The organism is Micrococcus sp. KRD026 (genome assembly GCF_017168445.1).
Taxonomy (GTDB): Bacteria; Actinomycetota; Actinomycetes; order Actinomycetales; family Micrococcaceae; genus Micrococcus; species Micrococcus luteus.
Genome location: NZ_JABFBA010000024.1, coordinates 135214 through 155017 on the forward strand (window position 1 = coordinate 135214; position 19804 = coordinate 155017).

19 protein-coding genes and 4 pseudogenes are annotated in these 19804 nt (G+C 69.9%); 7 read left to right on the forward strand and 16 right to left on the reverse strand.

What is annotated here, in order from left to right; genetic code table 11:
• Nucleotides 1-6: 6 nt before the first annotated feature.
• The 5 genes and pseudogenes from J1M40_RS09285 to J1M40_RS09305 all read right to left on the reverse strand — a co-directional run.
• On the reverse strand, nt 7-873 hold the full coding sequence (locus tag J1M40_RS09285; protein ID WP_129866855.1) for a hypothetical protein: 867 nt from the start codon (nt 871-873) through the stop codon (nt 7-9).
• A gap of 43 nt (nt 874-916) precedes the next feature.
• On the reverse strand, nt 917-1513 hold the full coding sequence (locus tag J1M40_RS09290; protein ID WP_020621621.1) for a DinB family protein: 597 nt from the start codon (nt 1511-1513) through the stop codon (nt 917-919).
• A gap of 23 nt (nt 1514-1536) precedes the next feature.
• Entirely contained in the window at nt 1537-1878 is a 342-nt protein-coding gene (locus J1M40_RS09295; RefSeq protein ID WP_063189451.1) for an alpha/beta fold hydrolase, read from the reverse strand.
• A gap of 248 nt (nt 1879-2126) precedes the next feature.
• Nucleotides 2127-3347 (reverse strand): Fic family protein, encoded by a 1221-nt coding sequence (locus J1M40_RS09300; protein ID WP_043275864.1) that lies wholly within the window; start codon nt 3345-3347, stop codon nt 2127-2129.
• Nucleotides 3344-3691, reverse strand: a pseudogene (locus tag J1M40_RS09305) (GNAT family N-acetyltransferase); the annotation flags it as partial. The gene J1M40_RS09300 and the pseudogene J1M40_RS09305, both read right to left, overlap by 4 nt.
• A 110-nt stretch (nt 3692-3801) precedes the next feature.
• Here J1M40_RS09305 and J1M40_RS13000 point away from each other — a divergent pair.
• Complete coding sequence (locus J1M40_RS13000; RefSeq protein ID WP_020621625.1) at nt 3802-4944, forward strand: GNAT family N-acetyltransferase; 1143 nt, start codon at nt 3802-3804, stop codon at nt 4942-4944.
• A gap of 220 nt (nt 4945-5164) precedes the next feature.
• Here the strand turns inward: J1M40_RS13000 and J1M40_RS09315 are convergent, their stop codons facing one another.
• The gene (locus J1M40_RS09315) at nt 5165-5614 is read right to left on the reverse strand and encodes a hypothetical protein (RefSeq protein ID WP_043275869.1); all 450 of its coding nucleotides are present in this window, start codon (nt 5612-5614) and stop codon (nt 5165-5167) included.
• A gap of 292 nt (nt 5615-5906) precedes the next feature.
• Between J1M40_RS09315 and J1M40_RS09320 the strand changes: the two genes are divergently transcribed.
• The 3 genes from J1M40_RS09320 to glpK are packed head-to-tail and all read left to right on the forward strand — an operon-like array spanning nt 5907 to nt 9882.
• Nucleotides 5907-7682, forward strand: coding sequence for a glycerol-3-phosphate dehydrogenase/oxidase (locus J1M40_RS09320; protein WP_020621627.1), 1776 nt, complete (start codon nt 5907-5909; stop codon nt 7680-7682).
• A complete protein-coding gene (locus J1M40_RS09325; protein ID WP_010079813.1) occupies nt 7660-8382 on the forward strand; it encodes an MIP/aquaporin family protein in 723 nt (240 codons plus the stop codon). Before J1M40_RS09320 ends, J1M40_RS09325 begins: the two co-directional genes overlap by 23 nt.
• A gap of 24 nt (nt 8383-8406) precedes the next feature.
• Nucleotides 8407-9882, forward strand: coding sequence for a glycerol kinase GlpK (gene glpK / locus J1M40_RS09330; protein WP_206450732.1), 1476 nt, complete (start codon nt 8407-8409; stop codon nt 9880-9882).
• Nucleotides 9883-10081: 199 nt separating this feature from the next.
• Here glpK and J1M40_RS09335 read toward each other — a convergent pair whose 3' ends face one another.
• Entirely contained in the window at nt 10082-10621 is a 540-nt protein-coding gene (locus tag J1M40_RS09335; RefSeq protein WP_235188144.1) for a hypothetical protein, read from the reverse strand.
• 169 nt (nt 10622-10790) lie between these two features.
• Nucleotides 10791-11495, reverse strand: a complete 705-nt coding sequence (locus J1M40_RS09340; RefSeq protein WP_241252193.1) for a GIY-YIG nuclease family protein — start codon at nt 11493-11495, stop codon at nt 10791-10793.
• A 95-nt stretch (nt 11496-11590) separates the two neighbouring features.
• Here J1M40_RS09340 and J1M40_RS09345 point away from each other — a divergent pair, with 95 nt between their 5' ends.
• Both J1M40_RS09345 and J1M40_RS09350 read left to right on the forward strand, forming a co-directional pair.
• Complete coding sequence (locus J1M40_RS09345) at nt 11591-12235, forward strand: DUF6308 family protein (protein WP_043275871.1); 645 nt, start codon at nt 11591-11593, stop codon at nt 12233-12235.
• 54 nt (nt 12236-12289) lie between these two features.
• Nucleotides 12290-12394, forward strand: a pseudogene (locus J1M40_RS09350) (IS5/IS1182 family transposase); the annotation flags it as partial.
• Between the two features lie 168 nt (nt 12395-12562).
• On the opposite strand, the gene J1M40_RS09355 reads toward J1M40_RS09350, so the two are convergent.
• The gene (locus J1M40_RS09355; protein ID WP_069941235.1) at nt 12563-13612 is read right to left on the reverse strand and encodes a restriction endonuclease; all 1050 of its coding nucleotides are present in this window, start codon (nt 13610-13612) and stop codon (nt 12563-12565) included.
• A 116-nt stretch (nt 13613-13728) separates the two neighbouring features.
• Here J1M40_RS09355 and J1M40_RS09360 point away from each other — a divergent pair, with 116 nt between their 5' ends.
• Nucleotides 13729-14691 carry a GIY-YIG nuclease family protein gene (locus tag J1M40_RS09360; RefSeq protein ID WP_144825861.1) on the forward strand — a complete coding sequence of 321 codons (963 nt, stop codon included), beginning with the start codon at nt 13729-13731 and terminating at the stop codon, nt 14689-14691.
• 17 nt (nt 14692-14708) lie between these two features.
• Here J1M40_RS09360 and J1M40_RS09365 read toward each other — a convergent pair whose 3' ends face one another.
• The 7 genes and pseudogenes from J1M40_RS09365 to J1M40_RS09395 form a co-directional block, all read right to left on the reverse strand.
• Nucleotides 14709-15077 carry a PH domain-containing protein gene (locus J1M40_RS09365; RefSeq protein WP_020624937.1) on the reverse strand — a complete coding sequence of 123 codons (369 nt, stop codon included), beginning with the start codon at nt 15075-15077 and terminating at the stop codon, nt 14709-14711.
• An 80-nt stretch (nt 15078-15157) separates the two neighbouring features.
• Nucleotides 15158-15865: a hypothetical protein gene (locus J1M40_RS09370; protein ID WP_141724161.1), complete on the reverse strand. Its 708-nt coding sequence runs from the start codon at nt 15863-15865 to the stop codon at nt 15158-15160.
• Between the two features lie 820 nt (nt 15866-16685).
• On the reverse strand, nt 16686-16922 hold the full coding sequence (locus J1M40_RS09375) for a hypothetical protein (protein WP_206450723.1): 237 nt from the start codon (nt 16920-16922) through the stop codon (nt 16686-16688).
• A 340-nt stretch (nt 16923-17262) separates the two neighbouring features.
• Nucleotides 17263-17394 (reverse strand): annotated as a pseudogene (locus J1M40_RS09380) (ATP-binding protein); the annotation flags it as partial.
• A pseudogene (locus tag J1M40_RS09385) lies at nt 17389-17484 on the reverse strand (cadmium transporter); the annotation flags it as partial. The pseudogenes J1M40_RS09380 and J1M40_RS09385, both read right to left, overlap by 6 nt.
• A gap of 66 nt (nt 17485-17550) precedes the next feature.
• Nucleotides 17551-19455: a cation-translocating P-type ATPase gene (locus J1M40_RS09390; RefSeq protein WP_206450724.1), complete on the reverse strand. Its 1905-nt coding sequence runs from the start codon at nt 19453-19455 to the stop codon at nt 17551-17553.
• Complete coding sequence (locus J1M40_RS09395; protein ID WP_206450725.1) at nt 19452-19802, reverse strand: metalloregulator ArsR/SmtB family transcription factor; 351 nt, start codon at nt 19800-19802, stop codon at nt 19452-19454. The genes J1M40_RS09390 and J1M40_RS09395 overlap by 4 nt, the downstream gene beginning before the upstream one ends.
• Nucleotides 19803-19804: the final 2 nt, after the last annotated feature.

Below are 19804 nucleotides of genomic sequence, written 5' to 3' on the forward strand. Positions count from 1 at the left end.
GGGGCTTCATGCCTCGTCGGGCGCCCGGTCCTCCGCGTCGGCGATGACGTCCTCCAGAGCCTGCAGGTGGGGCTCGGCGTCGTCCCCGGCGCCCAGGTCGGCCAGCGCGAGGCGGAGGGCCTCGAGCAGCTCGCCGGCCTCCGGGTCCGCGGCGGCGGAACTCCAGCTCTCCCGCCAGGGCTCCTGGGTGGCGTCCTGCTGCTGGAGGAAGATGAGCCGCTCGACGTCGTCGGCCGGGATCTTGAGTTCCTCACCCCACGCCTGCATGGTCTCCACGTACGTGGCGTACTTGCGGGGGTAGGTCCAACCGCCGCCGATCCGGACGTCGACGTCCTTCGCATGCTCGGCGAACCAAGCGCGCACCACGGAGTCGAGGACGGGGGCGATGTCGGACTCCCGGTGGGCCTTGGTGAGGAAGTAGAGGTACTTGGTGCCGAAGGCCGCGCCGAGGTGCTTGAGGCAGCCGACCCCGCTCTTGCGCTGCTGCCGGATGTGCTCGAAGGCCGCGGGCCCGCCCTGCTCGAGGGTGATGCGGGTGACGTCGGCGAGCTGCTCCTCAAACCCGGGCTGCGCCATGATGCGCTCCACCCGGGAGGGGCCGTAGCCGACCCGTCCGTATCCCCACACCATCGCGGCGATGAAGGCGTCCCGCTGCACGGCGCGGTCCTCGGCGGTCACCTTCGCGGCGTAACCGGTGACGACGGCGCGGGTCAGCGGCTCGCGCTCGAGGCAGGCGGGCAGGTCGGGCACGTGGGCCGTCCAGTGATCGAAGGACCAACGCGTGGGCTCGTCGGCGGGCCTGCCGGCGGCAGCCCACGCATCGAATGAGCGCTGGAGGGCAGGGGGTACGGCGGCAGCGGGGATACTCGTCATGGCCACAGCGTAGGCCCAGCGGCGGAACGGGAGGCATGTGCCTTCAGTTCCGGCCCGGCCCGCCGCTCCCCTCCGCGATGGCGGTCAGACGGTCCACGTGGGCGGCCCAGCGGTCGGCGCCCCACACGGGCAGGTTGTTCCCCGGGGCGCGCAGGCCGGCCTGCCCGTCGATCTGCTCCCGCAGGATGTCCGCGTGGCCGGCGTGCCGGGCCTCGTCCAGGGCGACGTGCGCGATGATCTGCGCGAGCGTGACCTCCGCCTTGTCGTCGGGCCACCACGCCACCCGCCCGTGGGCGTCGGCGCCGAGGGCCGTGATGGTCGCGTCCGCGTGTGCGAAGCAGCGGCGGGCGAACTCGAGGACGTCCTCGAGGGACTCCCCCTCGGCGGCGAACATGTCCACGTTGTCCTCCTCCGACTGCCCCGCCGCCGCCCAGGGCAGCTGCACCTCCGCGGGGCGGTCGAACGTCTCGCCGAAGTACTCCAGCTCGACGACGGCGGCGTGCTTGACCAGTCCCAGCAGGTTGGTGCCGGTGGGAGTGCGCGGCAGGCGGGCGTCGCGCTCGCTGAGGCCCTCGAGCTTCTGCAGGAGGGCCGCACGCTGGCGGCGCAGCCCGTCGTGGAGGATCTGCTTGTGGTCCATGAGGTGATCCTGCCCCAGAGCAATCAGGCCGCGAACCCCCGCACGAGCTCCGCCACCCGCTCCGGCGCGTCCAGGTGCACGTCGTGCCCCGCGCCGGGCACCTGCACGTGCCGCACATCCGGGCGCCGACGCCGCATCTCGTCCAGCTCTCCGGCGGGCACGTACCCGTTCTCCCCGGTGATCAGCAGGGTTGGCGCGGCGATCTGCCCCCATTCCTCCCACCGGGGCCGCTCGTGGACGGGCCGCAGGGCGGCCTCCAGCACGTCGACGTCGAAGCGTGGCACCCAGCCGACGTCGACGTCCCGGGTGGAGCGCGGGGAGGGCGCGGTTGCGGGCGGCCCCGCCCCTGACTGGCCGTTGCGCACCGCGCGCCTGTGACTGGCCGTTGCGCACCGCGCGCCTGACGCTGCGCCCACACCGGGAGGACGACCTCGGCTGGCCCTGGCGGATCGGTGTCTCTGGTGGTGGGGAACGTGGGCATGCCCGTGGGGACGTGATCCTGTGGCTGACGGACCGCGAGTCATCCCGCGGGCCTCACCTCGTGTGTTCGCCTGACCATGGCCGGGGCACTCCATACGGCACTGAGGCTGGTCAACCCTGTAGACCGCCCCCGTCAACCCCGCCGGCCCGCACGCGCGGCGAACTCGTCCAGACAGGCGAGCACCTCGGTGGCCAGCCACACCCGGTTCCGACGCTGGCTGGAGACCGGCTGCAGCACACCGGCCTCGACAAGCTGGTCCACGGCCCGCTGGGTGGCCGGGCGCGAGACACCCAGCACCTGGGCCAGGTGGTCCACGGTCACGGCGGGTTGCGCGATGATCACCGCGAGCGCCCGCCAGACCGCCGCGTCCCGCCGGGCGGTGAGCCGCTCGCGCCAGCCGGTCAGGGCCTCGTCCAGGTCCGCGACGAGCTCTCGGCCGTTGCCGACGGCGGCCAGGGCGGCCTGCGCGAAGCGGCGCACGATGGGCGCGGGGTCGCCGTCGCGGTAGGCGGTGAGGGCGTCGAAGTATCCGGCCGTGTCCGTGAGGAGTCCCGCGGAGAGGGGCACCCCCATACGGGTGATCGCGCCGGCCCGATGCAACACGGCGTGCACGAGGACGCGCCCGGTGCGGCCGTTGCCGTCCGCGAACGGGTGGATGGTCTCGAACTGGGCGTGCGCGATGGCGGCCTGCACGAGGGCGGGTACGTCCGTGCGGCGCAGATAGGCGAAGAGATCGTCCATCCCGGCACGCAGGCGCTCCGGATGGGGCGGGACGAACTGCGCCGTGTGCGGCGTGGGCGCCCCGCCCCCGATCCACCCCTGCGCATCGCGGTAGGCACCCGGCCGGGCATGCTCCTGACCGTCCATGAGGGCACGATGGGCGGCCAGCAGGGCGGGCTCGTCGAGGTCGGCGGCCAGCCGGGAAGCAGCGCCCATGGCCCTCACGTTCGCCGCCACGAGCGTTGCGTTCGGGCGGGTGCGTTCGCCGAGAGTCGCCAGGGCGAGGGCTCGCGCGCCCGCGGTGATGTGCTCGATCTGCGAGGAGGACGCGGACTCAGTGCGCAGGAGCACCGCGTCGATCGGGGCGATCTCTCCCGTGAGCCCCGGGAGGGCGTGGCTGATCTCAGCATCGAAGCGCACGACGGCGGCCGTCGCCTCCTCGACCTCGGTCGCCAGATCAGAGGGCAGGTCGAGCCCGAGTCGGGCGATGCGGGCTGGGAGCGCGGCTCGATATGGGCCTGCTGCACGCACGCGAGCGCGCCGAGTGAGGACGCCGGCGTCATCCGGGCCCGCGGCCCAGGGGCGCTCTTCCCAGCCGACGGCCCACGGGGTCGGGCGCGGATCGTTGCTCATGCCGCCACCTTACGCAACGTTATGTCTAGAGAGTTGCGTACTTCTGGGCGTCGTGAGGTGGAAAGCCGTCTGCCCCGGGCCCGATGCTCCGAGGCGAGCATCGCGTAAGTGACGCCGTCCACCCAGCCGCGGGTGCGGTGCAGTGACTCCTCCTTGAAGGTGCCCTCGTGGCGCAGGCCGACCTTCTCCATCACGCGCAGGATGGGCGCGTTGTCCGCGAAGGCGTGAGCCTCCACGGGTCGGACGCCGAGGCCTGCGAAGGCGAGGTCCAACAGGGCACAGGCCAGCTCGGTGGCGCGGCCCCGGCCGGCGTGGGCCTGGGCTATGGTCCAGCCGATCTCGGCCTGCGCGTCCCGGGCTTCCTCGCGCGGTGCGCCGCGAGGTCGAGGAGGGGCGTGGCCATGGGGTCACGGCAACGGGCGGCGGTGACGTCCCCTCCCCTACTCTCGGCCCCATGGACGTCACCTTCACTCCACTCGACCCGGCAGGCGCCGACCGGGACGCGCTCGTCGCCCTGCTCACCGAGAACGCGTGGCCGTTCCACACGCGCCCGCGCGTCACCCGGCCGGAGGCGGAGAAGGCCGTCGATGGCGGCGCCTGGGAGGATGAGGACCACCGCACCTTCTGGATCGAGCATCCCGAGCACGGCCGCGTCGGCGTGGTGCGCCTGGAGGACCTCACGGACCCCACCCCCTTGTTCGACCTGCGCGTGGCGGAGCGGTTCCGCGGGCGCGGGCTCGGCGCGCAGATCCTCACCGCGCTCACCCGGCGCGTCTTCGAGACGATGCCCGCGGTGGACCGCTTCGAGGGCCAGACCCGCGAGGACAACGTCCCCATGCTGCGCACCTTCCGCCGGGCCGGCTGGGTCAAGGAGGCGCACTACCGGCGCGGCTGGCCCGTGGACGGCGGCGAGCCGTTCGCGTCCGTGGCCTACGCAATGTTGCGCCAGGACTGGGCGTCCGGCACGACGACGCCGGTCCCCGCCGACGTCGACGCCCCGCCTCCGGCGGGGCGCAAGGAGGGCGCGGCTGCGGGCGGCCGCGCCCCTGACTGGCCGTTGCCCACCGCGCGGCTGACGCTGCGGCCGCACCGGGAGGACGACTTCGGCTGGTTGCAGGAGATGTACACGCAGCCCGAGGTGGTGCGCCACCTGCTGGACGAGCCCTGGGACGAGGCGACCGCGCGGGCGAAGCTGGCCAAGCGGATCACGTGGGACGACCTCGGCGGCCCGTCCGGGGCGGCGTCCCTGGTGGTGGAGCACGCGGGCGTCCCCGTGGGTGACGTGATCCTGTGGCTGACGGACCGCGAGCGCGGTGTCGCGGAGATCGGCTGGGCACTGGATCCGCGACATGCCGGTCAAGGCTTCGCCCGGGAGGCCGCGGCTGCGCTGCTGGACCTGGGGTTCGAGACGTCTGGCCTGCACCGGGTAGTGGCACAGATGGATGCCCGCAACACGGCGTCCGCCCGACTGGCCGAGATGCTCGGGATGCGTCGAGAGGCACACCACCGGCAGGACCTGTGGAGCAAGGGCGAGTGGACGGACACCCTCGTCTACGCGATGCTCGCGAGCGACCGGGGGGTGAGGGGCCATCTATGACGGCGAAGGCAACGTCAGCTCCGGAAGAACCGCCTAGGACCCCGTGGCGAAAGAGAAATCCCCCACGTGCGCATCGTGGAGAGGCGTGGGGATGCGGTGATGTGAACGTTCGCATCCATGCGCACCGAGGTCGGCGTGTCGGGCGCAATCCGTGCCGCCGAACGGACTTCTACGCTCACCCCATGCAGCTCGAGACCGTGAGGGGGTGGACTCGCGAGGCTCACCAGGTGTGCGGACCGAGGTCCTCGAGGATCTCCAGGTCGAGAAGCCACTCGTCAGGGCGGGGAGTCTCGGGGAGCACCGGCTCGTAGGCGCCGACGTAGACGACCTCCCCCAAGCCGAGGCCGGTGGCCTCCTCTGGCTCAAGGATCGTCAGGTCAGCGTGGCCGGGGACGCGGTCGATCTCGGCGAGCCGCCCCGAGGGCCACACCTCGTGTGCCGCCCTCACCACGGCCCGCACACGACGCAACGGGATCGACCCGGCGGGGCTGCCGTCGTCGTGATGGGTGACGACCCAGCCTGCAGAGGCCAGGGGCCCAGCCTGACTCACTCCCCGGGAGGGCAGCAGGATCAGCTCGTGGACTTCCCCCACGGCGATCGAGTCACCGCAGCATTCCTGCTCCCAGTCCGAGAGCGAGGCGCGGCCGACGGCGCCGACGGTGATGTCCATGGTCGGAGTGTAGGGGCGGGGCCTCACCCGAGGGCACGCGTCACCCGAGGCGCTCCGCCCTCGTTCCAGCGGAACAGGGTGAGGTGCCACAGTCCGGGGACCGTGCGAGACGGGCCACCTCCACGCGCGCCGACGTGCCGCTGTTCGAGCGGCTCGGGTTCCGCGAGACCGTACCCGACGCGTGCATACCCGCGGCCCGGGAGTGACATCATGGACCTCGGCTCGTGCTGATACTGGGTATCGTGAGCCACGCCACTACACTGTGCTTCCACTGATAAAGGAGCAACCCCCCATGCCGACCCTGCGAACCGTCCCCCTCTCCGCCGCCACGCGGGAGGACCACCTCGCCCGCCTCCGGGCCACCAGCCCGGAGGCCCCCCTCGACATCCTGGTCGTGGGCGGCGGCTCCACCGGCGTGGGCGCCGCGTTCGACGCGGCCACCCGCGGCCTCGACGTGGGCATCGTCGAGGCCCGCGACTGGGCCTCCGGGACCTCGTCCCGCTCCTCCCGCCTCATGCACGGTGGCCTGCGCTACCTCGAGATGCTGGACGTCAAGCTGGTGTACGAGGCGCTGCGGGAGCGCGACCTGCTGCTCACCCAGACCGCGCCCCACCTGGTGCGTCCCCTGCGCTTCGTCTTCCCGTTCTTCCACAAGGTGATCGACCGCGGCTTCATCGGCGCCGGCGTCACCATGTACGACGCCATGCAGTCGCTCGGCCGCCGCCGCGCGATGGGCGCGCACCGCCATCTCAGCCGCCGCTCCATGGCCGCGACCTTCCCCTCCCTCGACGACGAGAAGATCGTCGGCGCGGTGGAGTACGCCGACGCCCAGTTCGACGACGCCCGCCTGGCCATGATGCTCGTGCGATCCGCCGTGGACCACGGCGCCGTGGCCGCCAACTACACCGCCGTCACCGGCTACCTGCGCGGCGACGACGGCCGTGTGCAGGGCGTGCGTGTCCGCGAGGAGACCTCCGGCGAGGAGTTCGACGTGCACGCGCGCGCCGTCATCCTGGCCGGGGGCGTGTGGACCCAGGAGCAGCAGGAGCTGGCCGGGGCCGACGGCGGCCTCGAGGTGCTCGCCTCCAAGGGCGCCCACATCACCGTCCCGCGCGACCGCATCCGCGCCGACGCCGCCACCGGCGTGATCACCAAGACGGAGAAGTCCGTGCTGTTCCTCATCCCGTGGGACGAGTACTGGGTGATCGGCACCACGGACACCCCGTGGGCGGAGGACGTGGCCCATCCGGCCACCACCGCGGACGACATCGACTACATCCTCGAGCACGCCAACGCGGTGCTGAAGGAGGACCTCACGCGTGACGACGTGATCGCCACGTACGCCGGCCTGCGCCCGCTCCTGCAGCCGGTCACCGGATCCGACGGCGGCTCCACCAAGATCTCCCGTGAGCACACCGTCACCGAGGTGGCCCCCGGCCTCACCGCCGTGGCCGGCGGCAAGTGGACCACGTACCGGGCCATGGCCGAGGACGTCGTGGACTTCGTGGTGCGCGAGACCCACCCGACCCGTCCCAGCCTCACCGAGCGCATCCCCGTGCTCGGCGGCCTCGGCTACTCGGAGATCGAGGCGGAGGCGGACCGCATCGCCGCCGACTACGGCCTGGACGAGGCCCGCGTGGACCGGCTCCTGTTCCGTTACGGCACCGTCCTGCGCCATGTGCTCGACCTGATCGACGGCGACCCGTCCCTGAGCGTCCCTCTCGCCGAGGCGCCGCGCTACCTGCGCGCCGAGATCGTCTACGCGGCCCGAGCCGAGGGCGTCGTCCACCTGGACGACGTCATCGAGCGCCGCACGCGCCTGTCCACCGAGGTCCGCGACCGCGGCGTCGCGGCGGCCGAGGAGATCGCGTCCCTCGTGGCCCCCGAGCTGGGCTGGGATGAAGAGCGCATCGCCGGTGAGATCCGGGCGTACAAGGACCTCGTCGCCGCCCGCCTCCGCGGCGAGACCGCCCACGACGACGTCACCGCCGCCGCCGCGCTCGCAGCTGCCGACGCCGCCCCCGTCCACGGAAAGGAGCCCGTCCATGGGCACGATCTTCCTGCATGAGATCGCCGGCACGGCCATCCTCCTCCTGCTCGGCGTCGGCGTCGTCGCCAACGTCGTCCTGACGAAGACCAAGGGCAACGGCGGAGGCTGGCTGCTCATCAGCTTCGGCTGGGGGCTGGGCGTCTTCGCGGGCGTCTACGTCGCTGCCGCGACCGGTGCGCACCTGAACCCCGCCGTGACCGTCGGCCTGCTCGTCAGCGGCGCCGAGGAGTACGCCCCCGGCATCGCCGTGACCCTCGGCACCACGCTCGCGTACTTCGCGGCGCAGCTGATCGGCGCCTTCCTCGGCGCGGCCCTGGCCTGGCTGGCCTACCGCGACCACTACCAGGCGGAGACGGACCAGGGCGCGATCCTGGGCACGTTCGCCACAGGTCCCGAGATCCGCAACCCGCTGTGGAACATGGTCACCGAGGTGATCGCCACGTTCGTCCTGGTGTTCGTGATCCTGCTCTTCGGCTCCACCCCCTCCGGGCTCGGCCCGCTCGCGGTGGCCCTGCTCGTCGTCGCGATCGGCGCGAGCCTGGGCGGCCCCACGGGGTACGCCATCAACCCGGCGCGCGACCTGGGCCCCCGCCTGTTCCACGCCGTCGCGCCGATCCGGCACAAGGGCGGCTCGGACTGGGGCTACGCCTGGGTGCCGATCGTCGGCCCGCTCGTCGGCGCCGTCCTGGCCGGCCTCGCCGCGCCTCTGTTCGTCTGAGCGGTCTGCCCGTCCACGCGCGCGATCCTCTTCGACCACAGTGGGGCCATCGTGTCCACTGGTCAGCGCGAACACGAGCAGATCTTCCCGCGCGCCGGCTGGGTGGAGCACGACCCGGTGGAGATCTGGACGAACACCCGCGAGGTCATCGGCGAGGCCCTGGCCCGCGCCGAGGTGACCCGACACGACGTCGCCGCCGTGGGCATCACGAACCAGCGTGAGACCACCGTGGTGTGGGACCGCAACACCGGCAAGCCGGTGTACAACGCCATCGTGTGGCAGGACACCCGCACCGACCACCTCTGCGAGCGCCTGGCCGGCGACGTCGGCGCGGACCGCTACAAGGAGCGCGTCGGGCTGCCCCTGGCCACGTACTTCTCCGGCCCCAAGGTGGCCTGGATTCTGGAGAACGTGGACGGTGCCCGGGAGGCCGCCGAGAACGGCGACCTCATCTTCGGCACCACGGACTCGTGGCTCGTGTGGAATCTCACCGGCGGCGGCGAGGGCGGCCGGCACGTCACCGACGTCACCAACGCCTCCCGCACCATGCTGATGAACCTGGACACCCTCGACTGGAACGAGGAGATCTGCGCGGACATGGGCATCCCGATGTCCATGCTTCCGGAGATCGTCAGCTCCTCCGCCGAGGTGGGCACCGTATCCGGCCAGCAGCTGCTGCGCGAGACGCCGATCACCGGCATCCTGGGCGACCAGCACGCGGCGACCTTCGGCCAGGCGTGCTTCGAGGTCGGCCAGGCCAAGAACACGTACGGCACCGGCAACTTCATGCTGATCAACACCGGCGAGGAGCCGGTGCACTCGGACAACGGCCTGCTCACCACGGTGGCGTACCGCATTGGCGACCAGAAGCCGGTGTACGCGCTGGAGGGCTCGATCGCCGTCACCGGCTCGCTGATCCAGTGGCTGCGGGACAACCTCGGGATGATCGGCAGCGCCCCGGAGGTCGAGACCCTGGCCGCCGGTGTGAAGGACAACGGCGGCGTGTACTTCGTCCCCGCGTTCTCCGGCCTCTTCGCCCCGCACTGGGACGCCGCGGCCCGCGGCGTCATGGTGGGCATGACCCGTTACGTCAACAAGGGGCACATCGCCCGCGCGGCGCTCGAGGCCACCGCCTTCCAGAGCCGCGAGGTCCTGGACGCCATGAACGCGGACTCCGGCGTGGACCTGACCGAACTGAAGGTCGACGGTGGCATGGTCGCCAACGAGCTGCTCATGCAGTTCCAGGCGGACCTGCTGCGCGTGCCCGTCGTGCGCCCCAAGGTCATCGAGACCACCGCTCTCGGCGCCGCCTACGCCGCAGGCCTGGCGGTGGGGTTCTGGGCGTCCCAGGACGAGCTCGTGGCCAACTGGGAAGAGGACAAGCGCTGGGAGCCCACCACGGACGAGGAGGAGGTTGAGCGCGCCCTGCGGCTGTGGAAGAAGGCCGTGGAACGCTCCCGCGACTGGGTCGACGAGGACGTCGAGTCGGCCCAGGGCTGAGCCGTCCGGTCCGTAGGTCGGTCCGGCCGGCCCCGTGCGCCCCGTGCGCCCCGGGCCGGTCCGGGCCCTCCAGAAGGACCCCGAGCAGCACTACCCCCTCGTCGGCCGCCTGCGCGCGGAGCGGGGCGGAGTCGGTGCCGTTGCCATCGGCGCAGTGGCCAGGCCCGAGGTGCCCGGCTGCTCCGACGTCAAGCTGTCCTCACCCAGGGCGTCCTCTTCCCCCGCCGCTTCCGCCCAAGGCGGCGGTGGCCAGGCAGGCGAAGTAGTCCGCATCCACGTGTCGGCCGTCCTTGGTGGCGCTCCGATGTGGAATCTCCTCGGAGAGGTTCTCCTCGTCCGCGTTGTTCACCGAGGCCACCACCTTTTCGAGGCCGGCCACCTCGGGCCGGAGTTCGCGCGCCCGTCGTCGCATCCTGCCCTCGCCGGTCCACTCATGGGTGCGTTCGGTGAGGGCGTCGAATGGGTTCTCACACGCCGACAATCGGCGTGCTCGTTCGACGACGTTGGACGCCAGGATGTCCCGGAGCATCGTCGTCTTGCCGGTTCCGGGTGGGCCGTTCACACCCATCAGACCCGCCCGCGCGACGACATCAATGCGGGCGGCTTGCAGATGCCCCGTGTGCTCGTGGGCAGTCACATTCGAGGAACTCAGCGATGGCTGCAGTGCCGGGATGGCGCGCTTGTCCTCTTCCCCGAGGCTCGGCGCGGGCAGTCCATCCCCCGTCTGACCTTCGCCCACTCCCCCAGGACTACGAAGTCCGTTCAGTTCCGGTTCAGCCCGAACCGGCGCGTCATCAGAGCGTCCTTGTAGTGCTTCTCCGCGGCGTCGATCTGGGCCTGCGGGGTATTAGAGCCGAACACGCGCAACAGGCTGAACGTGTACCGCTCCGGTTGGGCGGGGTCGAGCTCTAGGGCATCCCGGAGGGCGACGTTCCCGCCAGGCCGTCACGGGCGTAGGCCGCCCACCGTCCGAGCACACCACGCTCGCCGTCGGCCTTGCCGACGTAGCACTGGCCCGCGGTCTCGTCGGCGATCAGGTAGATCCCGCGTACGGCCTCCAGGGCGGTGCGCCAGCCTGCGTAGCGGGTCTCGGTCACCATTGACTGCAGGTCCCCGTAGCTGAGCAGCACGTGGTCGAAGCCGGGGAACGCCTCGGTGGTGGGGTCGGCGATCTCGAGGACGGGGAAGCGCGCCGCCAGGGGGCCGCGCTTGGCCCAGTTCACGGGGTCCGCGGACCACTCCACCACCAGGCGCTCCTCGAGGGAGGCCAGCAGCGGCACCGGCGCAACGTCGTAGTACCGGTACCGCTCCGTGCGCTCAGCCACGGCCTCCCCGCGGTTCTCGTACACGGCGGTGAGGCGAGAACGACGCCCGCCCTCCCCCATGAAGATCAGCCAGTGGCGGGCTGGCTCCTTCGGGAACTTCCCCACGTGGTGCTGCTCCCGCGTGTAGGCGAGCACGCGCTCCGGAGTGGCTGCCGCCCGCGATGGCAGCCCCGACTCCTTGTAGGTGTGGCGGATGGCCAGGACGTCGTGCGGGTCGAGGCCTGCGGCGGCGAGGACCGCACCGAGGGAGAGGACGAAGGGCTCGGGGACGGGCTGGGTGGACTCCATGGGACCCCATTCTGCCGAGGACTCCTGATCACCCTTCCGCTGCGATGAGCCCTCAGCCACAATCACCGTGACGCCTTCTAGTGGAAGAGGAAGCCATGACCGCACCCCAGCTGCACCTGCCCCGCACGGCTGCCTCGGATCAAACGGAGCGCGCCGTTGACCTGCTCCAGCTCTATTTCAAGTCCCGGAAGTTCATCGGAAGCCAATGGGACGGGTTCGACCCGAGCGGGACGCGCGCCGCGTCTGCGAACGTGTTCACCGCCGACGACGTCGCCTCCACCGCCCTGCTGAACACGCCGACGTCAGGCCATGCGGTCGTGCATCTGCTCATCACCCAGAGGGAGCGCTTCGCTGGGCTGTTGGAGGCCGTCGGCCCGGACCGGGACTTCATCGACGTCGACCCGGACCCGTCCGGCAAGGACATGGCACCGGTGTATGCGCTCTACGAAGCGCTGGAAGGCCTCGCTGACGTGGGTCCGACCATCGCTTCCAAGCTTCTTGCGCGCAAACGGCCGCGTCTCTTCCCGATCATCGACTCCGACCTGCGCCGGACCGTCTTCCATGAGACCCGAAAGGACGGTTACGTGGGCCGGGCACTGCTCCATGCGGAGTTCTCCGCCCAGGAGCGGACTATTTGGCAGCGCCTCGAGTCCTACCGGTGCGCGGCGGCCCTCCCCGCCGAGGTGACCACCCTCCGCGTCTTCGATGTGCTCGCCTGGATGGAGGCCAAGGCGTACTGAGGCCTGCGCCGTGTCTGACAATGAATCCAGGGGTCGGCTGGCCTCCTCGAAGACGTGTCCCGGTTCCAGCTGCTCTCCGACGCCCCGTGGGAGTTGATCGCCCCGATACTCCCCGCCCGCACAGGCCGGCAGGGCTGGCCATTCGCCGATGCCTGCACGACGGCGTCACCCTCGGGGGTCTCATACAGACCCGCCCCTTCGGAAACTCCACACCGTCCGCTATGACGGCCTTGACGCCACCAGGCGCGGCCTCAGCCCGCTCCGCCCGGAACACCGACCCGTTCAGCAGCGCCTCCCGCGCCTCGGCCACCAGCACCTCCGGCGCCGTCACCCCTCGTCCTCCAGCACCCACACCTGCTGCAGCGGGATCCGCGCCCGCGTGGAGGCCGGCAGCCGGTCGTAGGTGAGGAAGAGCTGATCGAGCAGCGCGTCGGCGTCCCAGATCCGCATGGTCGTGCGGTCTCGTTTGAACTCCAGCTCGGCGGGCCGAGTCACCCCACCCCAGGCCACGAGGAGTGCCTGATCCGCCCGGTGCTGTGTCATCGCAGAGTGCAGCCCCCGCAGCACCCGGGAACCGATCGGGGTCGGCTCGGACTTCACCTCCACGATCAACGTCGGCGCGTCCAGCCCCAGGGGTCCGGTGCCCGCGATGATGTCCACGCCGCCGTCGGGCCCGGGTGGCGAGACTTCACACCGGAAGCCGAGCACCGTGAGGATCTCCGAGACCAGGTGGGTCAGCTCGTGCTCGCGGAACTCCCCGGCCACATGGGCGCGGATACGGTCCCGGATGGCGACGACGGTCGGTGCCGTCTCGGGGTCCGTCACCTCGGTGGTGGCGTGGTCGGCGGGGGTCGCCACCGGACGGGGCAGCCCCTCTGTGAACCCGGGGTCGGGCTTTCCACGAGCGATGCTCTCGAGTCGGCGTTCGGCGTCGTTCCGGCTCGGTTGGAACACGGTGAGGCTGCCATTGAGGGTGTGGACGAGGTCCTGACCCACCACGGTCTTGGAGACCGGCTCCCCCAGCCAGTCCACCAGCAGGGAGTGGCTGCGGTGCCAGCCAGCCTCGGCCGCGTCGTGGGCGTATGCGCCGGTGACGCGTCCGAACTGCACGTAGCCGGGCTTGGTCTTCAGCGGCAGGATGACGAGGTCACCCTGGCGGATGGAGTCCCGGAATGCCCAGAGCTGGCCGGTGTAGTTGGCCCAGCGGGCGGCGCCGTCGCCGGGGTAGGCCTCCTCCACGCGACGGCGGACGTCCTCCCGGGATGTGGCGGGTGAGAGGTCACCGACCTCGGGCCAGCCCACGCTCATGCGCCCGTGCTCGATGTTCCAGTGCTCGTTCTCCCCCCGCTGTCCCGCGCGGACCACCCATGCGCTCATCGCCACTCCCTCGCTTGCGTCCGGCCGATCATCTCAGACCACGGCATGATGAGCCGATGCGCTCCTCCTCACGGATCTTCCGCCGGTGGGACATGCCGGCCGGTCTGGCCCCCTCCGTGATGTTCGGTTCCGACCCCGGACCGGGCGTCTACGTGCTCGAGTTCGCGGACGGTTCGGAGTACGTGGGCCAGAGCGTCCACCCGATCAGCCGCCTGGCGACCCACCGGCGTCGCTACAAGGACATCGTGGCCGTGCGCTTCACCTCCGTGGACCGGGCCGACCTGGACCGAGTAGAGCAGGAGATCATCACGGGCCTGCGGAATGAGGGCGTCCTGCTTCGGAACCGCACATTGCTGTCCCAGCCGCTGGGCAAGTCCGCCCTGGATGCGATCGTGAGCCAGGAGGAGCAGGCGGCCTGGATTTCGGCAGACTTCCAAGACGCGGACGTCGTCGTCGCGCCGGAACGGATCGAACTGGCCCGGGCACGGATCCTTGCGGATCCCGACCGCCTGCCGACACCGATGCGCATGCACCCGCAACTCATGGAGGCGCTGAAGTCGATCGCGACCTACCTGTACAGCGTCATCCCGTTCCCGCATGAGACGGAAGGGCGCGGCTGGGTACTCAGTGCGTGGCCGTCCACCAACCGGACGCGGAACCACCGCCGCCTGTGCACGCTGAGCATTCAGAACGTGGAGCTGCTCTTCCTGTTCGAGGACCGGAGCGAGAACGGCGCATGGGAACAGGTGATGGTGCTGAACGTGGCACCGACTTTGCCCGACACCAGCGAACTTGGGAACCTGTTCGACGACGGCGCCTACCGCACGGCCGGGCCCGTGAAGACGGCTTACCTGGCAGGGTGGCACGACCTCGATGACGTCCTGTCGGACCCTGACGTCCTCCTTGCCGCCCGCGAGCTCGCCCTAGGCCAGCTCCGCAAGGGCCGAGCCATGTTCTCCCGCTTCCACAGCCAGGCCCTGGCGGACGAGGTGTTCGCATGCGCCGCCGAATCGATCGCATCGTCCGCGTTGGGGGGCGCTCCTCCACACGCGGGCCTTCAGATGCCTCGCCAGTACTGAGGAGCGCCCCTGCCGCCTCAGCCGCCGAGGACCGCGTGGGCGATCAGTGCATCGAGCCTCCGGACGTCGACGCCGCGCTGCAGGTTGATCTTGACCATGCCGGCGCGTGTCCAGAGCTGGATCTCCGCGTTGAAGTCGAAGGTGCCAGCGTTCTCAGACGACCACATGTTCACGGCCGAGTACGGCAGCGAGTAGACCTCCACCTTCTTACCCGTCAAACCCTGCGCATCGCGGACGATGAGCCGCTTGGTGGTAAAGATCGCCTGGTCGCGGATCGTCTTGTAGGCGGCGATAGCCTCCTCTCCTGGGACGAGCATCTGCGCCACGTCCTTCGGGATCGACGTCTCACTGACGAACGTCCAGGCGGCGATGTGGTTGAACTCCATGGTTTTTCTCCTTTTCAATGGCGTTCGGGTTGCAATACTAAAATGCCATGTTCTGGCAGGAACAATATATTGACCCCAGGTCACGGATGGTAAGAGCAGGCCCCTGACGCATCCATTACAAGGTCACTTGAAGCCACGGGAACGAACTTGCCTCCAGGAAATTTCACAGGCATCTCGCCTGGATTCACGCCATCCGCCCGCCACCCATGGAGCCTGTCCTCGTTACCTCGAATTACAGAAATATGAGTCGTTCCCTCATTATGGGACAACACAACATCATCGTCCGAGACAGACACACAAACTCGGTCGACGAGCCCAAGATCGAAGATCAGCCCCTCCCCTTCCGTCAGCTGAACGGGGATCCCACTGAGCAGCCGCGCGCCAAAATTGAGAACAAAGAGAACAGCAAGAACGACAACCATTGGCCAGGTGGCCATCCACATCAGATCAGAGACGGCCCCTTTCGAAAACCACAGCCGGTAATATTCTGCCCAGCCCCGAATCGCTCCAGTTAGGACAACGAGAGTGAGAGCGAAGAGTCCAGCACCGAGAGCCGCGAGGACCGCCACCATCTGCCAATCCCGAAGGTCCTCGGCCCTCAAGTCGAAAGCACGCAGCAGGGCCCACACGGCAACTGATCCCGAGGCAGCCGATGCAAAGATGAGGAAGGACATCGCTCCGAACGACCACAGACTCCTCACCTCCGGCCTAAGGATGTGGAGATGCTTCCACCCTCGGATCAGCAAGAACCCAGCCAATACCGCTACCCCGGCCCTGAGAAGGGCCACCAGCCATCCATCCGTCGGAGCGGGGGGCCTCTGCTGCCAGGCGAGGGAGCAAACCCAAGCCAGGTACATGAACATGCCGATGCCTACTACAGGCCCAAGCCACCGACGTGGATGCCCCGCATGGGACCCAGTCGTCCACCATCCCAGCCACGCCGCCAGTGACAACCCGGCCAAATAGGCCGCGAAAATCCATCCAGACTGAATAGTCGGAGAGCCGACGAACACAGCAGAGGCCAAAACAAGGAGAGCAGGCAGAAAAACTTTAGAAGAATTCAGCAGCCGGCCCACCAGGCTCATGTTCTCTCCCTGAATCTGAGCCGGCTCCATTGCCAGACGAGCCCTCACCGGACACAGTTGTCGCGGGCCTCCGAGCCGCGTCCGAGCAAGAAGGCGCGATGCTCGTGCTTCCTCGTCCTTCAATCGCTCCTTCGGGTTCGCCCCCACCGCCCGTTCAACGGCGACCTCCCATTGCGCACCCCCTCGGAGCCACTGCCACAGGGCGTCGCCCCTACGCTCCATCGAGGGATGCGCCTGGGCCACACGCCGTCGGTCCCGTGTCACCGAGTCACGAAGACGGATTTCATCGACCCACAGGGGAACAACCGTCTGAGAAAAGTCAGCCAGCTCCTCCCGGCACGCGCGAGCCGATACCCTCCGAGCGCAGTACAACGGAATTGCAAGTTTGTACCTATCCCGACCGATCGCTTCTGGCATCCACCCTCGTGCCTCCGCACCACGCTCCAGTCGGTAGCTGTCATCCGGCGATCTCGGTCGGACCATGACCTCGACGACACGGTTCTGGTTGGTTTGCTGAGTCATCTCACACCCCCGCCCGCTTCACCACGGGCACCAGCGTGCCGTCGTAACGCTCCTCCACGGGCGTCACGATGGCCAATGCGTCGACGGGGATCGGCAGCGAGTAACCCACCGGCATGCCCTCAGGCATCGTGAGCTGCTGGGGCAGCGGCTCGAGCGACTGGAGCAGGTGGCTCAGGAACTGCGCCTCCCCCACACCGCCGGCCTGGAACGCACCCGGCACCTGCCTGTAAGCGGCCATGAAAAGCTGCCCATAGGTGGCCAGGGAATGACCCGCTGACGGCCATGAGGACTGCCCAGTGATGGCCACGGGAACTGCCCGGTGCTGGCCATCTGGTTTGCCCGCGTTGCTCGTAGAAGGCCGGATCGACGAATCCGTCGAGCGCGATGATGGGCAACCCTGTCAAGCAAGATCGCACCCTGGCACCTCTGTCCAGCAGCACCCAACTGGCTCTGACACATGCGCCTAGTGGGTATACCCGGCTGGACGACTATCGGAGGGGCGCGGATCCACCCTTCTCGCCCTCACGTGTGACTTCGTCTGCTGAATGGCGGGGTTCTTCGGTCGCTTCGTGGCGGGGTCAGGTGACACCGATGACCAGGGTGCTCTGTGCGGCTTCGATGACGTCGTTGGTGATGGTGTCGAGTTCGTTGATCTTCAGGACCCGCTGGATCTGGGGGAAGAGGCGTTCGAGGAGCCGGAAGTTGCCGCGGGCGTAGAAGAGGGACAGGACGATGATGTCGTCGATGTTCGTGGCCACGAACAGGCCGATCGCCTGCAGGATCGGGGTGAGCAGTTCCATCGGTGCCTTTCAGGGCGCGCCGGACCGCCGGCGGTGGGTCAGTGGGGCCGCGTTGGTCCGCGGGGGTCAGTGTCCGCGCGTGGGCTGGTGGGTGCGTGCGGCGCGCAGGCCGTTGAGGATGACCAGGACCTCGGCGACTTCGTGGATGAGTACGACGGCGGCCAGGCCCAGGACGCCGGTGATGGCCAGGGGTGGCAGCGCGGCGATGATGAGCAGTGACAGGACGATGTTCTGGTTGACGATGCGCCGTCCGCGTCGGGCGTGGGCGATGGCCTGGGGCAGCAGGCGCAGGTCCTGGCCGGTGAAGGCGATGTCGGCGGACTCGATCGCGGCGTCGGAGCCGGTGGCTCCCATCGCGATCCCGACGTCGGCCGCGGCCAGGGCGGGGGCGTCGTTGATGCCGTCACCGATCATCGCGGTGGGCCGGCGCACGCTGAGCTCGCCCACGGCGGCGGACTTGCCTTCGGGGCGCAGCTCGGCGCGCACGTCGCTGATGCCGGCCTGGGCCGCGAGGGCGCGGGCGGTGCGCTCGTTGTCTCCGGTCAGCATCGTGACGTCGATGCCCTGGCCCGCCAGGGTCGTGATGACCTCGGGGACCTCGGGACGGAGCTCGTCACGCACCCCGATCGCCCCGGCGACCGCGCCGTCGCGGTGGACGACGACGACCGTCATCCCCTGGGCCTCCAGGTCACGGACCCGGTAGGTGAGGTCGCCGGGGTCGACCCAGCGGGGGCTGCCGACCAGCACTACGGCGCCGTCGACGGTGCCGTGGATTCCGTGGCCGGCTTCCTCGGTGGTGCCCTGGGCGGCGGGGATTGTGGGGGCGGCGTGGGTGATGGCGGTGGCGAGGGGGTGGGTGCTGTGCTGCTCGAGCGCGGCGGCCCAGGCCAGGACCTGTTGCTCGGTGACGTCGGCGGCGGGGACGACGGCGGTGACGGTGGGCTGGTTGCGGGTCAGGGTCCCGGTCTTGTCGAAGGCGACGTGCCCGATGTCCCCGAATCGTTCGAAGATGGCACCGCTCTTGATGATGACGCCGAACTTGCTGGCCGAGCCGACCGCGGAGACCACGGTGATCGGCACCGCGATCGCCAGCGCACACGGGGAGGCGGCCACGAGCACCACCAGGGCGCGGGTGATCCAGGTCTGCGGGTCACCGGCGAGTGAGCCGATGAGCGCGACCAGCACGGCCAGGACCAGGACGCCGGGCACGAGCGGACGGGCGATGCGGTCGGCCAGCCGGGCGCGTTGCCCCTTCTCGGCCTGGGCGCGTTCGACCAGGCTCACGATCGTGGTCAGGGAGTTGTCGGTGCCGGGCGCGGTCGCCTCGACCTGCAGGGCTCCGGCGGCGTTGATCGCCCCGGCAGACACCTCATCACCGGGGCCGACCTCGACGGGGATGGACTCACCGGTGATCGCCGAGGTGTCCACGCTGCTGTGCCCGCTGCGGACGATGCCGTCGGTGGCGATGCGCTCACCGGGCCTGATCAGCATGACCTGCCCCTCGGCCAGGTCACGGGCCGGGACGCTCGCGCTATGGCCGTCGGTGAGGACGGTGGCGCTCTGGGGCACGAGCTTGAGCAGCGCGCGCAGCCCGGCACGCGCCCGGTCCATCGCCCGGTCCTCCAAGGCCTCGGCGATGGAGTAGAGGAAGGCCAGGGCCGCGGCCTCCTCCACGTGGCCGAGGATGACCGCGCCGGTGGCGCTCATCGTCATGAGGAGCGCGATGCCGAGCTTGCCCGTGGCGAGCTTGCGCAGCGCACCGGGGACGAACGTGGAGGCCCCGAGCAGCAGACCGACCCAGAACAGCACCAGCGCCGCGCTCTGGGCGCCGGACCACTCACAGGCCAGCCCGGCGACGAACGCGACCCCCGAGGCGATGGGGATCAGGACGGCGCGGTCAGCCCACCACGGGGTCTCGTGCTCGTCGTCGGTCTCGAGCTCCTCGACGGGGGTGTGGGTGGTCGCCCTCATGCCACGGTCCCGCTCGGGCAGCAGCCGGGCACCGTGCAGGTGGCATCCACGCACGGGGCGTTCTCATCGACGGCCAGCGTCACCTCGACCAGCGCGGTCATCGCCGCCCCCAGGTGGGGGTCGGCGATCTCGTACCGCGTCTGGCGCCCCTCGGGCTCGGCCACGACGATGCCGCAGTCCCGCAGGCAGGTGAGGTGGTTCGACACGTTCGACCGGGTCAGGCCTAGGTCGCGGGCGAGTACCGCCGGGTAGCTCGGGCCCTCGAGGAGTGTCATGAGGATGCGGGAGCGGGTCGGGTCGGCCATCGCCCGGCCCAGCCGGTTCATCACGTCCAGCCGCGAAGCAATAG

What these genes read in the sequence shown, in the direction of transcription:
- J1M40_RS09345 (WP_043275871.1), top strand. Translation starts at nt 11,591, where the DNA reads ATGACCGCACCCCAGCTGCACCTGCCCCGCACGGCTGCCTCGGATCAA.
- J1M40_RS09390 (WP_206450724.1), bottom strand. Translation starts at nt 19,455, where the DNA reads ATGAGGGCGACCACCCACACCCCCGTCGAGGAGCTCGAGACCGACGAC.
- J1M40_RS09355 (WP_069941235.1), bottom strand. Translation starts at nt 13,612, where the DNA reads ATGAGCGCATGGGTGGTCCGCGCGGGACAGCGGGGGGAGAACGAGCAC.
- J1M40_RS13000 (WP_020621625.1), top strand. Translation starts at nt 3,802, where the DNA reads ATGGACGTCACCTTCACTCCACTCGACCCGGCAGGCGCCGACCGGGAC.
- J1M40_RS09340 (WP_241252193.1), bottom strand. Translation starts at nt 11,495, where the DNA reads ATGGAGTCCACCCAGCCCGTCCCCGAGCCCTTCGTCCTCTCCCTCGGT.
- J1M40_RS09375 (WP_206450723.1), bottom strand. Translation starts at nt 16,922, where the DNA reads ATGGCCGCTTACAGGCAGGTGCCGGGTGCGTTCCAGGCCGGCGGTGTG.
- J1M40_RS09300 (WP_043275864.1), bottom strand. Translation starts at nt 3,347, where the DNA reads ATGAGCAACGATCCGCGCCCGACCCCGTGGGCCGTCGGCTGGGAAGAG.
- J1M40_RS09285 (WP_129866855.1), bottom strand. Translation starts at nt 873, where the DNA reads ATGACGAGTATCCCCGCTGCCGCCGTACCCCCTGCCCTCCAGCGCTCA.
- J1M40_RS09320 (WP_020621627.1), top strand. Translation starts at nt 5,907, where the DNA reads ATGCCGACCCTGCGAACCGTCCCCCTCTCCGCCGCCACGCGGGAGGAC.
- J1M40_RS09365 (WP_020624937.1), bottom strand. Translation starts at nt 15,077, where the DNA reads ATGGAGTTCAACCACATCGCCGCCTGGACGTTCGTCAGTGAGACGTCG.
- J1M40_RS09290 (WP_020621621.1), bottom strand. Translation starts at nt 1,513, where the DNA reads ATGGACCACAAGCAGATCCTCCACGACGGGCTGCGCCGCCAGCGTGCG.
- J1M40_RS09315 (WP_043275869.1), bottom strand. Translation starts at nt 5,614, where the DNA reads ATGGACATCACCGTCGGCGCCGTCGGCCGCGCCTCGCTCTCGGACTGG.
- J1M40_RS09325 (WP_010079813.1), top strand. Translation starts at nt 7,660, where the DNA reads ATGGGCACGATCTTCCTGCATGAGATCGCCGGCACGGCCATCCTCCTC.